At 69.8% G+C, this 13,031-nt stretch carries 10 protein-coding genes; 5 read left to right on the top strand and 5 right to left on the bottom strand.

The window, feature by feature from the left end; translation table 11 throughout:
• Positions 1-171 precede the first annotated feature (171 nt).
• Positions 172-2,832, bottom strand: coding sequence for a class IV lanthionine synthetase LanL (gene lanL / locus ABZ444_RS17430; RefSeq protein ID WP_357997608.1), 2,661 nt, complete (start codon positions 2,830-2,832; stop codon positions 172-174).
• A gap of 420 nt (positions 2,833-3,252) precedes the next feature.
• On the opposite strand from lanL, the gene ABZ444_RS17425 reads away from it, so the two are divergent.
• Positions 3,253-3,732, top strand: coding sequence for a hypothetical protein (locus ABZ444_RS17425; RefSeq protein WP_357997289.1), 480 nt, complete (start codon positions 3,253-3,255; stop codon positions 3,730-3,732).
• Positions 3,733-4,024: 292 nt separating this feature from the next.
• Positions 4,025-4,894 carry an oxidoreductase gene (locus ABZ444_RS17420; protein WP_357997286.1) on the top strand — a complete coding sequence of 290 codons (870 nt, stop codon included), beginning with the start codon at positions 4,025-4,027 and terminating at the stop codon, positions 4,892-4,894.
• A gap of 290 nt (positions 4,895-5,184) precedes the next feature.
• Here the strand turns inward: ABZ444_RS17420 and ABZ444_RS17415 are convergent, their stop codons facing one another.
• The 3 genes from ABZ444_RS17415 to ABZ444_RS17405 form a co-directional block, all read right to left on the bottom strand.
• Entirely contained in the window at positions 5,185-5,418 is a 234-nt protein-coding gene (locus tag ABZ444_RS17415; protein ID WP_357997284.1) for an AAA family ATPase, read from the bottom strand.
• A 660-nt stretch (positions 5,419-6,078) separates the two neighbouring features.
• The gene (locus ABZ444_RS17410) at positions 6,079-6,780 is read right to left on the bottom strand and encodes a hypothetical protein (protein WP_357997606.1); all 702 of its coding nucleotides are present in this window, start codon (positions 6,778-6,780) and stop codon (positions 6,079-6,081) included.
• 71 nt (positions 6,781-6,851) lie between these two features.
• A complete protein-coding gene (locus tag ABZ444_RS17405; protein WP_357997281.1) occupies positions 6,852-7,730 on the bottom strand; it encodes a LysR family transcriptional regulator in 879 nt (292 codons plus the stop codon).
• A gap of 121 nt (positions 7,731-7,851) precedes the next feature.
• Here ABZ444_RS17405 and ABZ444_RS17400 point away from each other — a divergent pair, with 121 nt between their 5' ends.
• Genes ABZ444_RS17400 through ABZ444_RS17390 form a run of 3 tightly spaced genes read left to right on the top strand, consistent with a single transcriptional unit; the run spans position 7,852 to position 11,481 of the window.
• Positions 7,852-8,487, top strand: a complete 636-nt coding sequence (locus ABZ444_RS17400; RefSeq protein ID WP_357997278.1) for a disulfide bond formation protein DsbA — start codon at positions 7,852-7,854, stop codon at positions 8,485-8,487.
• 46 nt (positions 8,488-8,533) lie between these two features.
• Positions 8,534-9,718 carry an MFS transporter gene (locus ABZ444_RS17395; protein ID WP_357997275.1) on the top strand — a complete coding sequence of 395 codons (1,185 nt, stop codon included), beginning with the start codon at positions 8,534-8,536 and terminating at the stop codon, positions 9,716-9,718.
• 11 nt (positions 9,719-9,729) lie between these two features.
• On the top strand, positions 9,730-11,481 hold the full coding sequence (locus ABZ444_RS17390; RefSeq protein WP_357997272.1) for an FAD-binding protein: 1,752 nt from the start codon (positions 9,730-9,732) through the stop codon (positions 11,479-11,481).
• 878 nt (positions 11,482-12,359) lie between these two features.
• On the opposite strand, the gene ABZ444_RS17385 is transcribed toward ABZ444_RS17390, so the two are convergent.
• Complete coding sequence (locus ABZ444_RS17385; protein ID WP_357997269.1) at positions 12,360-12,980, bottom strand: TetR/AcrR family transcriptional regulator; 621 nt, start codon at positions 12,978-12,980, stop codon at positions 12,360-12,362.
• Between the last annotated feature and the right edge of the window lie 51 nt (positions 12,981-13,031).

Here is a 13,031-nt window from a genome sequence, read left to right as displayed (position 1 = left end):
GGTTCGGCTGTCAGTTGTCGGTGCAGCCGAAGTGCTTGATGCAGTGGGTCAGCCGGAGCGCCTCGTTGGCGCCGGGCTCTAGCTCCTGGAGCGCCTGCAGGTCCTCGACGTCGAAGGACATGGTCGTCACCTCCTTGTGAGTGCCGGGGCCGCCTGTGGTGCGGCCGTCTGTCATCGCCGTCCCGCTGCGGGAGCGGCGAGTCTGGGGGCCTCCTCCGGCATCCACAACCGGGCGGACCGGTCGCGCAGTCGCAGGAGGAAGGCGACGATCCCCGCCGTACCGGCGAGAAAGGTCGGCGGGAAGTCTCCCTGGGGTCCGGGGACGAGCAGGCGGCCGCGACGGTCGGCCGCGCGGATCTCCAGGCAGCCGGCCAGATCTCGCGCCCACCGCCGGTAGTGGTCGTCACCGGTGAAATCGGCCATGTCGAGCAGGAATTCACCGTCGCCGGGCAGCCCGTGGCACGGCACCGGCCCTGACTGCCATCGAGTACGGTGCACGGCCGCTGCGGCCTTGCGCGCCAGGTCCAGCGCGGGCGGGTCGCCGGTGGCACGCCAGTGCCTCACGAGGAAGGAGCCGATTCCGGAGGAGCCGCTGCACCAGTGCGGCCGGCGCGGGCGCACCGTGGACAGGTCGCCGCGCTGCGTCGGCCACCAGGCGGTGTCGCCGTCCACTTCGGCGTGTTCGTAGAGGGCGCGGGCGATCTCGTGGACCGTCGCCGTCCAGTCAGGCCGGTGGAGGGCCCGGCCCGCGTGGAGCAGCGCGGTCCCGATGCCGGCGATGCCGTGCGCGAAACCGAAGTGGTTGGCCCCGGCCAGGCCCGAGTCGAACGTCTGCGGCGTCGGCCACTGCGGGTGGCCGTTGCCGTACGACCGCGCCTGATGCAGGTTCTGGAAGACCTCGGCGGCCCGGTCCCGGAGCGCGAGATCTCCCGAGTCCAGTGCGATGTGCAGGAGCGCCATGCCGCATCCGGCCAGTCCGTGCGTCACGTCGGAGCTGGGGTGGTCGGTCGGCAGCTGCCGCGCTGTCCGTACCGCGAACCATGCCAGCTCGGCGTCGCCCATGGCCGTCGCCGCGTCGTACAGCGCCCACACGGCGCCGGAGCGCCCGAAGTGCAGGCCGGGCGGCCAGACGTCCTCGGCCGCCAGCCGCCGCCTCAACCAGCGGGCGAGTTCGGCAGCCGCCCTCGCGTGCGGTTCGGCCCGCGTCAGGACGCCGAGGATTCCCGCCGCGCCACCGTTGACCGAGCATGGATCGGCTTCGATGCCATCGGCGGCGTCGGGCCACGGCCAGGGGGCGTCCTCGCTCGTGTCCATCGTCTCCACCAGGTGCGCGATCCCGTCGTCGATCAGGCGGCCGACCCGCTGCGGCGGCCGGGACCGGTGGTGGGGGGCGGCCCGCTCCGGGGCGAGCGCGGTGAGGAAGCGGAGGCAACTGTCCAGCGACCAGCGCCGCTCCGGTTCTGTCGACAGCAGGCTCTCCACAAGCGGTCGCAGCAGGGCGAGCGTTGGGTTGGCCGCGGCAACCGCTGCCACCCTGGCCGCCTGGCCGGGGCCCGGCGGGTCCAGGTGGGCGCCGACCGCCAGGAAGTACGCCATCGCGCCGAGACTGTAGAGGTCGGCGCCTGCGTGCGGGGCGGGCCGGAACTCCCCCGTGTGGCCCGCCAGCTCCGGGGCGAGGTAGCCCGGAGTCCCGCCCACCATGACGGTGGTGCCCGGCACGGCCGCGTGTTCCAGGTCGATGAGCCGAAGTTCACCGCCGGGCGAGAGCATCACGTTGTTCGGCGACAGGTCGCCGAATACGTAGCCTCGGCCGTGCAGCGCCTTCAGCGACGCGATCAGGCGGCTGATGATGGGCAGGACCTGCACCGGCGCGCTGCCGAAGCCGTCCTCGCCCAGTGGCCCGGCATTCTCGTCCGACCAGCGCTGCAGCGTGATCCCCGGCACGAACTCCTCGACGAGGAAGGTGTGGCCGCCCTGCTCGAAGAAGTCCACCACGGCCGGTGTGATCCCGGTCGTGGCGAGGGCTTCCAGACAGGAACGTTCGGCCGCGACCCGATCTCGCGCGTCGCGGCCGCTCAGATCGGCGCACGCGTGCGGACGCCCCTCTTTGACGACGACGACGTGGCCGGTGGTGGTGTCCTCGGCGAGGTAGACGCCGCCGCGGTTGGCATGCCGTACGGCTTTACGGACGATGAACCGGTCATTGAGCATCACCGCGGCAGCCCGCGGGCGCCGGCTCGCCTCCGGATCCTCGAACGGGCAGGTCGCGAACGGTGGCGGGGAGAAGCTCGGCCGCCGTTCGTCGGGAACGAGCCGCCCCTGTGGTGAACGCAGCCGAATCTCGTAGAACCCGTCGTTGCCGAGCACACGGTGCCCGCTGAAGGCGCCGTAGCGGTAGTGGACGATCCCGCCTGCCCGGTACGGACGGTCGGAAAGGATCACCGGGCCGGGAAGTCCCCGGGTGGCGTCATCGAGCAGGGCGGCCAGGCGTACCGACTCGGCGTCGTCGAGGGGATAGACGGTGATGAACTTCCCGGCCTGCGCCCGACTGCAGTGCGGTTCAAGGAGTTTCCAGTAGTCGCTCAGCCGGGCGGGGAACTTGAAGGCGCAACGGGCCTCGGTGAGTACTCGCGAGGCGCGGGCGAGCGCCAGCGGGGCGGAGAGCATCGTCGCGGAGACATGCAGCTTCCATCCCTGGTCGGGCATCGGGTAGGCGTCGGGGGTGACCTTGCACCAGAGGTTGTCCTCGGCGATCGACCAGTCCCGTGCGCCCGCGCGCCCGAGTTCGGCGGTCACGATGTCGCGCAGAATGGCCGGGTCTTCTGAATGCATGTCCACGTGACCCTCTTCCGCTGTCGCCGCTTCCCTGCGGAACCGAGAGTCGCGAAGTGCTCTTGCAGATGAATGGGAAATGAATTGAATGCGAGGTGAGAGCTCGTCTCCCGGCCGGAGGAGAGCGCCACTCCCTGCACCGATCGCATTTGGGTGAGATACAGGAGGTGAGGCGCGGCGCGAAGCAGCCCGGACGCTTTTCGGGCGAGAGTTTGACGGCCGGGGTCGCGCCTTCGCGTTCGAGCCCCATCCCATTTTCCGATTTTGCGGTTTTGGAGCGCCCGATTTAAACGCTCAAACCTTTTCCCACGGGTTCTCAGGCAGTTCTCCTGGCGCTCACTATTTCATCATGTCATGTGTGACATGCTACTGCTCGTGTGTGGCGCGAGGCCGCACGCCCGATCATCAAAGGGGAAATCGTTGAAGCAGATCGTCAAGCGTGGAGCCGCGGTACTCGCCGCAGGGGCGGCGGCCGCGGGGGCGCTCGCGCTGAGCGGCCCGGCATCCGCCGCCACGACTACGACCACCTGCAGTGACAGCGTCCTGATCTCGGGTCTCTCCACCAAGGCCTGCGTGGATCTCACGGGCACTCAGGCGCGGTTCTACGGCACAGTCGGCGCGCCCGGCATCGCGGAGCCTGGCCCCGGCGGAGTCATCACCCCACAGCGCGCAGAGGTGGAGGTGTCCGGCCAAGTCGTCGGTGGCCTGTTCCTCGGCTCCCGGCGGCAGTCGGTGAGCATCTGGAACAACACCGTGACCGTTGAGGGCACCACCGCGACCGCCCCTTGCGGTTCGACGATTCGCGCCGAGGTCAAGCTGTCCCAGGGGCCCGTGGGTCCCGGCGGGCCCAGCTTCTACGGCCCTGCCTCCGTCACGGTGGATGCGCCGATCGGCTGCTGAAACAGATGGATCGACGGTGGGCGCGAAGCAGCCGTTCCGCGCCCACTGCGCATGCCCGCGGCTCGCGCCGCAGCAGAGCGATGAGGGATGCGCCGCGGTGCCTTGAGGATCAGAGTTCGGCGTGTAAGGTCTCGCGTCCCGTCCACGATGTACGGGCGAGACGCGAACCTTACGCGCCCCAGGTCGCTACCGCTGATTTCGGTACTCAGCATCCTCGAAGGCCGGTACGTCGCGCTCGTGCTCGACGGCATCCGCGGCCCCGGACGCTGATCACCGTCTAGAGTGGGTGATCATGACGACTGGACGATGGGCGTTGGGCGGCGACCTGAGCGTCGCCAGGGTCGGGTACGGCGCGATGAAGCTGACCGGCTGGCCGAGAGGCGACCGTCCCGGCAGGGACACCGCGCTCGCCGTCCTGCGCCGGGCCGTCGATCTGGGCGTGAACCACATCGACACCTCGCACTACTACGCTCGCGACGGCGTGGCGGCCAACGAGCTGATCCGGGAGGCGCTGCATCCCTACCCGGACGACCTGGTGATCGTGACGAAGGTGGGCGCGCTGGTCGAGGGCTCTGACCTCGCCTTGCCGGCCGAGGGCAAGAGCGGCCTCACCCCCGACGGCCTGCGCCGCGGCGTCGAGGCGAACCTGCGCTCGCTCGGCGTGGACCGTCTCGACGTCGTCAACCTGCGCATGGGCGACCTCGACCGCGCCGGGACGCCGCTCGCCGGTCCGCTGGAGACGTTGCTCGCGCTGCGCGAGGAGGGGCTGATCCGCCACCTCGGCGTCTCGAACGTGACGCCCGCCGAGTTCGCCGAGGCCCACGAGATCGCGCCGATCGTCTGCGTCCAGAACCTCTACAACCTGGCCAGGCGCGAGGACGACCCGCTGGTGGACGCCTGCGCCGAGGCGGGCATCGCGTACGTGCCGTTCTTCCCGGTCGGTGGTTTCCGGCCGCTCACGGCCGAGCGCCTGGACGCCGTCGCCGCCCGCCACGGCGCGACGGTGCCGCAGGTGGCGTTGGCCTGGCTGCTGGCCCGGTCGCCGAACATCCTGCTCATCCCCGGCACCGGCTCGCTCGCCCACCTGGAGGAGAACGTCGCCGCCGCGTCCCTGAAGCTGACCGAGGAGGACCTGGCCGACCTCGCCGACCAGGTGCACTGACCACGGAGTCCGAAGGACCACGACAGGTGTCAGCCGTTGACTCCGAGCTGACTCAGCAGCGTCTCGTTGTCCTCGATGTGCCAGTCCTTGATGATCTCGTCGATGGCGACGTACTGCGGACGCCATACTGGCAGGGGCCAAGGATCGAGTGACCTGTGTTCCCTCTTGATCGCCTGCTCCTGACGTACACCGGCCGGGCCCGCTCATCGACGGCCCGGTGAGGAGCCAGTCCGTGCCGACCGGGCTCGGCTCAAGCGCGTTCACCCCGGACCGCACGCGGGTCAGCTTGCTCATGAGCTGCTTGTTTCCGGTGGGGAGGTCATGATGAGCTCGCCGAGTTCGGCCCGTGCGGTGCCAAAACGCGATGCGTCCGGCGGGACCTGTGCTGTCGTCACCCCCGACTTCTCGGCGTTTTCCCTCAGGCAGTCGAGCAAGACAGCCTGGAGTTGGGGATGAAGATGGGCCTCAGGCTCCTCAACCAGGAAGAGAGCGAGTTCGGCGTCCTTGGCGTTCTGCAGCTCCATATGACCGTCGCGATGTAGAGCAGGTTCGCGTACCCAAGGCCGGATTCCCCGAGGCCAGCCAGATCCACACCCTCCTCGGCCATCTTGATCCGCAGGCTTCTGCCAGTCGCCGAAGTTCGTGTCCCTCGAAGGTGACACCCACCTCCCGGGCGTGAATTGGCTTGGTCAGCTCGTTCAGGTGCTCGCCAACGCCCTTGTTGGCGCTCGTGAGCACGTCATGGTCGTGCAAGTCCTCGAAGCTCTTGTTGACTGTCTCGACGAAATCCGTCCTGGTTTCCTGGGCTGTGAGGAACTCGAGGATCGTGGCTGAGCGCGTGCCGTCGCCGGAATCCAGCTCACGCTGCGCATCGCGAAGGGGGGGCGAGGTAGACGTGGGGCGGGGGCGCGGTCCGGCGGCACCGTTCACGGAGAAGTGTGTGCAGTAGTGCACGATTCCGGTCACGGTATCCAGGGCGGTGATGGCTACGGTCGTGGTGTCATCGGGGCATCCCTGGGCCTTCCTCCGTACCGTTGTGGCTGGAGGCGAGATGAAGATCTCGACTCTTGGTCCCGCAGGACATCGGCATGACGTGCTGTTCGCGGCTGGCGTGGGCGGGGATCGGCAACGGCACCTGCCGCTGCTGACGTTCCTGCAGCTCAGGAGTGTCAGGCGATCGCACCCTATTTCGAGCGCCTGACGCCTGGCGATCCGGCGCCGGAGGCGTCGCTCACACGTCTGGCGGGGTTGATCGAAGCGCTTGGTCGGTCGGCCACTCGATCGGCGGGTGAGCGGCGCACTGCCTCGCCGATGCGACGTCGTGGGGCCGGGACGGGCGACCGATGGCGGTTTCGGTGGACCCGGGGGCGAGGCGGCTGGTTCTGTGCGCGCCCGCGGCCGACTGGTCCATCGCCTCTGGCGCGTTGGGCGCGGTGACGGTGCTGGTGTACGCGGGCGAACAGGACGTCTGCTGTGCAGGTGAATGGGCTGATCATCTGGGAACCCGCTGGGGACCACACGCTGTCCGCGCGGTGGAACGAGCTGCAGGTCGGAGAACGCCGCGTGCGCGCATTCCCGGCCTCGGCGATGGCGTCGAGGTCTGGATGGAGGTAGCCCTGTGTAGTCGTCAGAGATCCGTAGATGTTCGTAGCCGAGCTGGTGACGGTGCTCTTGTTCGCAGCCGGCAGATCGAACACAAGACACCCGCAGGGCCAGTTAGGGAACGGGTCAGACAGCGAGCCGAGGCGGCACGTCCCCATACTCACAGTTCGGGCAGTGGCGGCGTTGGGGTTGACCGGGGGGACGGGACCGGGAGAACCGCCGTCGATGAGGTTGCGCCGCACCTTGCGTCCGACGGCGCGTTCGTTCCGGCTCGCGCCGATCACCGCCACCGAGCGACGCCTTCGGCCACCCGCGCGGGGAGATCGCCGACATCCTCGGCCGCAGCCCCCGATAGTCAGCGGTCCGGCAGGTCCAGCAGGTCGAGGAACGCGATCGCCGCCGGGGTGCGTCCGACGCCGCTCCAGATGAGGTACTCGACGCGCATGGGTGCGTTAGTGATCTCGATGGTGGCCAGACCGGTCAGGTGGGGGACGTAGGCCGAGGGCAGCAGCGCGATCGCCAGCCCCTTCCGCACGAGCCGAGCCATCATGAAGTCCGCGGTGGTGACCTCGAACGCGACCTCACGGCTCAGACCCGCGGCGGCGAACGCCTCGTCCGACTGCGCCCGCGCGGCGGAGTGCGGAGGCAGGTCGATGAAGGTCTCGGTAGAGAGCCGGGCGAGGTCGACGGCCGGTTCGCCCACCAGCGGGTGGTCGGGGGCGACGACGGCGACCAGCCGGTCCCGGGCAAGTTCACGGGCGTTGACGCCCACCGGTCGCGCGCTGGTGGGCAACCCGAGGAATGCGACCTCGATCCTGCCCTGTCTGACCTGCTCGGTGAGTTCCTCGCTGCCGCCGACCCGGATGTTCAGCTGGACCTGGGGATATCTGTCGCGGAACCGGCTGAGTGCGTCCGGGATGTCTACGGCGGCCACGGTGGGGATGAGGCCGAGGGCGAGACTGCCGCGCACCTCGCCGGTCACCGCGGCGACGTCGGCGGCCGCCCGCTCCGCGGCGTTGAGGCTCTCGCGGGCCGCGGCCACGAACGCCTTCCCGGCCGGGGTGATGCGCACGTGGCGGCTGGTCCGCTCGAACAGCCGCGCGCCCAGTTCCCGTTCGAGACTGGCGATCTGGCGGCTCAGCGCCGACTGGACGACCAGGCACTGCTCTGCCGCCCGGGTGAAGCTGTTCGTCTCGGCGACGGCGAGGACGTAACGCATCTGCTGGAGTTCCATGGATCAATGATGGTTCGGCATCGCTGACGTGACAACAATGCGTTGGACTCATCGCCGGCGCGCCGCAAGACTCGAGTCGTGGCAAGGCCACCATCGGGACTTCGGAGGTGAACGGATCGTCATGGCCAATGCGCCAGAGAAAGTGACCGCGATCGACGTTTGGGTCGATCCGCGCTGTCCGTGGGCGTGGATCACGTCGCGGTGGCTGCTGGAGGTCGAGCGGGTCCGGCCTGTGCGGACACGGTTCCACATCATGAGCCTCTCGGTGCTCAACGAGAACCGGGAGGTGCCGGAGAAGTACCGGCAGGCGCAGATCGAGGGCTGGGGGCCGGTGCGGGTGTGCGTCGCCGCGGCGCATCAGTACGGGGAAGCGGTGCTGCGCCCGCTGTACGAGGCGATGGGAGCGCGGATTCATCTCGAGGGCGCCGGGCTGGGCCGGGACATGATGCTCGCCGCGCTGCGTGCGGTCGCCCTGCCGGACACGCTTGCCGACGCGGCGGAGGACACCCGCTACGACACGGCGTTGCGCGCCGGCCATCACGCGGGGATGGCTCCGGTCGGCGGCGAGGTGGGCACCCCCGTCATCCACGTTCCCGGTCCCGCCGGCGACCGGATCGCCTTCTTCGGTCCCGTCATCACCCCGGCGCCGCGCGGCGAGGCCGCGGGCGCGCTCTGGGACGGGGTCGTCACCGTCGCCGCGACGGACGGGTTCTTCGAGCTGAAGCGCGGCCGCGACCGCGAACCCAGCTTCTCCTGACCTCGCACTCTTCCCTGCTCGTGCGGGGACGTTCGTAAGGACACGTATGACCACTGTCAGTACTGAATCACGCTCACAGTTGCGGGCGTGGCTGGGCGTCGCGGCCATCACCGCGAGCCTGTTCGTCTTCGTCACCACCGAGCTGATGCCCGTAGGGCTGCTCACCCCGGTCAGCGCGGGACTGTCCGTCTCCGTCAGCCTCGCGGGCATGATGGTGACGCTGTACGGCATCTCCGCGGGCGTGGGGGTGCCGTTCCTGGTCGCGTGGAGCCGTACGGTGAACCGCCGTGCTCTCCTCGCCATGCTGCTGGTGATCATGGCACTCGGCAACCTCGTCACGGCCGTGTCGCCGAACTTCCCGATCGTCCTGGCCGCCCGGCTCGTCACCGGGTTCGCACACGGCGTGTTCTGGGCGATCGGCGTCGCCATGGCGATGCGGCTCGTCCCCGGCGAGAAGGCCAGCAAGGCCGCCGCGGTCGTGCTCTCCGGCATGTCGATCGCCACCGTCGTGGGCATGCCGCTGGGCACGCTCATCGAGAGCCTCACCGACTGGCGCACCACGTTCCTCATCTGGAGCGGCCTGAGCCTGGTGGTGCTCCTCGCCGTCGTGCTCACGCTTCCGTCGCTGCCGTCCCAGAGCGCCATCCCGGTGCGCGAGGTGTTCGCGCTGCCGATCCGGAACGGGCGGCTGCGGGCCGTGATGATCACCGTCGCGCTGTACGTGCTCGGGCACTTCGGGGCGTACACGTTCATCCGCCCCTTCATGGAGCAGCGTGCCGGGGCGTCGGCGGCGTGGGTGACCGGGCTGCTGATCGTCTTCGGGGTCGGCGGCGCGGTCGGCAACTTCGTCGCCGGGCACACGGTCAACAAGAACATGCGCGCGACGTTCGTCGTCGCCTGCACCGGGCTCGTCGCCTCGCTGCTGCTACTCCTGGTGATCGGCGACAGCCCGGCGGGTCTGGCGGTCGCCGTGGTGACATGGGGGTTGTCCTTCGGCGCCGCCAACCTCTGCCAGGTCAACATGATGCTCGCCGCGGCCCCGGACACCTTCGAGGCCGCCATGTCGCTCAACACCATGGGTTACAACATCTCGATCGCGCTCGGCGCGCTGCTGGGCGGACTGTTCGCGGACGGCTTCGGGACCACGGGCGCGGTGTGGTTCGGCGTCGCGCTGACGGCGACCGCACTACTGACCGCCTTCAGCTCGCACCGCGACGCCGCGCACGCCTGAGAGGGGAACACGTGAACACCAGCACGCACAACGGGGCGATCCGCGTGACGGCACTGGACCACATCGTCCTGAACGTCGAGGACGTCGACCGCTCGCTGCGGTTCTACAGCGACATCCTGGGCCTCAAGGCCGAGCGGGTCGACAAGTGGCGCCGCGGCCAGGTCTCCTTCCCCTCGGTCCGTATCGACGCGGGCACGATCATCGACCTCGTCGAACGCCCGCGCGGGGAGTCCAACGTGGACCACATCTGTCTGGTCGTGGCGCCGCTCGACTGGCCGGCGGTCATCGACGCCGGAGTGCTCGACGTGGTCCAGGGCCCGGTTGTCCGCTCGGGCGCCCGCGGCGACGGCCAGTCGATCTACGTCCGTGATCCCGACGGCAACACCGTCGAACTCCGCTGGTACCCCCAGGACCTCGACCAGCCCCCGCTCGACGGCGAGCTCGTGGGTGACCCGGCGACCCGCGAGCGGGCCGCGGCCGACTTCGGCCACGTCGTGCACACCGTCCCCGAGGCGGTGCTCCGCTCCGGCTCGGTCGCGGACGTCGCCGCCGTCGTGCGGTGGGCGGCCGGCGCCGGCAGGCAGGTCGCTGCCCAGGGCGCGCGGCACTCGGTGTACGGCCGGTCCCTGGTCGAGCGCGGCGTTGTCGTCGACATGTCCGGACACAACATGATCCACCATGTCGGCGCGGACCGGATCGTCGTCGACGCGGGCGCGACCTGGCGCGACGTCCTCACGGCCGCGCTCCGCGACGGCCGCACCCCACCGGTCCTCCCCGAGTACCTCGACCTGACGATCGGCGGCACCGTCACCGTCGGTGGCGTCGGCGGCACCAGCTGGCGGCACGGCGTCATGAGCGACTCCGTGCTCGCGCTCGAGGTCGTCACCGGCGACGGACACGTCCGCACCTGCTCACCCGACGAGCACCCGGACCTGTTCGACGCCGTGCGCGCCGGACTCGGCCAGGTGGGCGTCATCACGCGGGCGGCCCTTCGACTGACGGCGGCGCCCGAGACCGTCCGCAGGTACCAGCTCCTGTACTCCGACCTCGACGCGATGCTCACCGACCAGCGCCTGCTCCTCGACGAGCGCAGATGGGACTACCTCCAGGGCCGCGCCGTCCCCGGCCGGGAAGGCGGCTGGACCTACCTCGTCGACGGGGCGGCGCTGTTCTCCGGCGAGGTGCCCGACGACGACGCCATGCTCGCGGGACTCGCCGACGACCGCGCGAAGGCGACCATCGGCACACACGACTACCGCACCTACACCGACCGGTTCACGCCCCTGGAGAACGCCCTGCGCGACGCCGGGCGCTGGGATTCCCCGCACCCATGGCTGTTCACCTTCATCGGGGCGTCCCACGCGGGTGCGGTCCTGGCCGAGACGCTCGCCGGGCTCACCGTCGGCGATCTCGGCGACCACGGCGTCGTCTCGGTCCTGCCGCTGCGGACGAGCGCCGTACGCAGCCCGCTGTTCCGGCTCCCCGCGGAGCCGGTGGCGTTCGCGATGAACCTCATGCGATATCCGACACCGGGCCCCGCCGACATGGTCGCCGCCATGGTGGCCGATAACCGCGCGGTGTATGAGAGGGTCGTCGCGGCGGGCGGCACGCTCAACCCGGCCAGCGCCCTGCCCATGTCCGCCCGCGACTGGCAGGCCCACTTCGGTCCGGTGTGGGACCGGCTCGCCGCCGCCAAGCGGGCGTATGACCCCGGCCGCGTCCTCACCCCCGGCTACGAGGTTTTCCCGAGGCAGGACGGGTGAGGAGTTCTGTCCAGGAAGCGGCACACCGGGTACTGACAGAGACCGTTTGTGCGGAAAGATCCGTGGTCACTCGTGTGGCCGCCGCCGGCGTGACCTCCAAGGGCTTCCGGCAGCCGCGGCGTAGCGTGTGGTGGCTTGAGGGGGGTAGCTGAGCATCCCGGCAACAACCGGGGCCGGGGCTTGGAGTACGAGTTGGCGCAGGGCGGCTTCCCGGGCGGCGCCGCTGGGGAAGCCGAGTAGCCGGAGTTGCTCTCGAATGGTGGCTGCGTTGAGGGGTTCTCGGGCGTTCTGGCCGGTGAAGAGCCGGCGGGCCTCGGGTGGCGAGGCGATGATGATCGTGGCGGTCGCCTGCTGGAGTCGGCGGTTCGGCAGCTCAACCAGGTGATGCGGCAGGCGTCCGGCCTGGGGGTCGGCGTGAAGTTCCTGGTGAAGGTGAGGCAGCGGCGGCAGTTGGCGGCCGCCTACTTCGATGTGGACTTCTGGCGGTTCGAGGAAGCCTTCGTACGAACGGGCACCGTGGAGGGGGAGCGCGCCCGGCTCGGCGCCCTGCAGGAGATGCTGGCCGGACGTGATGATCTATGGATGCTTCGACTGCGGCGGGCGGTGGAGCGTGTCGATCCGTACAGCGAGGTGCTGTGGTGCCTGCTGATGTCGATCCAGGGGGAGATGGGGCGCCTGCCCGCGGTCCGGCGGACGTCTGGCTGTGTCCTTCGGCTGGGGCATCGACCGTACCGCCGAACGGCAACTGGTGTGCACGGTGGCCGACACGGTCAGCACCACGACTCACACCGCCCTGGGCTCCGTCCGAGTCAAGACACATCGGGTGGACGGCTCGACCAGCAAGCGCGACTGCTTACCATGATCCGTCGCCCGGCTGGTCAGTGGTCCTGGTACGTGGCGGGCGGTTCGCCGTCGAAGCCGTTGGCCCAGTACCGACCACGCAGTGAAAGGTCCAGCAGCATCTGGGTGACGGCCTCGGCCGACAGTGGTGGCGGATCGGCCTCCAGCCACCATCGCAGGACGGAGATCTGCTCTCCGACCCACGCCCGCGCAAGCACCCCGATGTCGATGCGCGGGGCCACTCCCACGGCTTCGGCCCGCGCCTGGAACACCGCGGCCGCCGCGCCGCAGCGCGCGTCCACGAACTCCCGCAGCGCCCGGCCGTCGCCCTCGCCCCGCAGGATGACGCGGTAGGCGTCGCGCTCCTCGGCAGCGTGGCGGAACATCTCCAGCACGGGCTTGCCGCTGAACCCGGTGACCGGGCTTCGCACCAGCGGTTCGAGTCGCTGGTCCAGCTCCGCCTGCAGATCGGAGACGACCTGACTGAGCAGCGACTCCTTGTCGGTGTAGTGGCTGTAGAAGGTCGCCCGCCCCAGATCGGCTCGGTCGGTGATGTCCTCGACGGTGACGGCGGCGTAGCCCCGCTCCAGCACCAGCGCGATCAGCGCGTCACGCAGCAGCCGGCGGGTGCGTCGCCTCCGGCGATCTTCCTGTGGCATGTCATCCCTTCCCGAACGAAGTCTAGTCACCCATTGACGGCGTGCACGTTT

The sequence above is a fragment of the Nonomuraea sp. NPDC005730 genome (assembly GCF_040630865.1).
GTDB lineage: Bacteria > Actinomycetota > Actinomycetes > Streptosporangiales > Streptosporangiaceae > Nonomuraea.
Note: the sequence above shows the minus strand (reverse complement) of the source record. Positions and strands in the feature narration are given on the sequence as shown.

Coding starts and splice junctions, on each gene's coding strand:
- lanL (WP_357997608.1), bottom strand. CDS start 2,832: ATGCATTCAGAAGACCCGGCCATTCTGCGCGACATCGTGACCGCCGAA.
- ABZ444_RS17420 (WP_357997286.1), top strand. CDS start 4,025: ATGACGACTGGACGATGGGCGTTGGGCGGCGACCTGAGCGTCGCCAGG.
- ABZ444_RS17405 (WP_357997281.1), bottom strand. CDS start 7,730: ATGGAACTCCAGCAGATGCGTTACGTCCTCGCCGTCGCCGAGACGAAC.
- ABZ444_RS17395 (WP_357997275.1), top strand. CDS start 8,534: ATGACCACTGTCAGTACTGAATCACGCTCACAGTTGCGGGCGTGGCTG.
- ABZ444_RS17385 (WP_357997269.1), bottom strand. CDS start 12,980: ATGCCACAGGAAGATCGCCGGAGGCGACGCACCCGCCGGCTGCTGCGT.
- ABZ444_RS17400 (WP_357997278.1), top strand. CDS start 7,852: ATGGCCAATGCGCCAGAGAAAGTGACCGCGATCGACGTTTGGGTCGAT.
- ABZ444_RS17415 (WP_357997284.1), bottom strand. CDS start 5,418: ATGGAGCTGCAGAACGCCAAGGACGCCGAACTCGCTCTCTTCCTGGTT.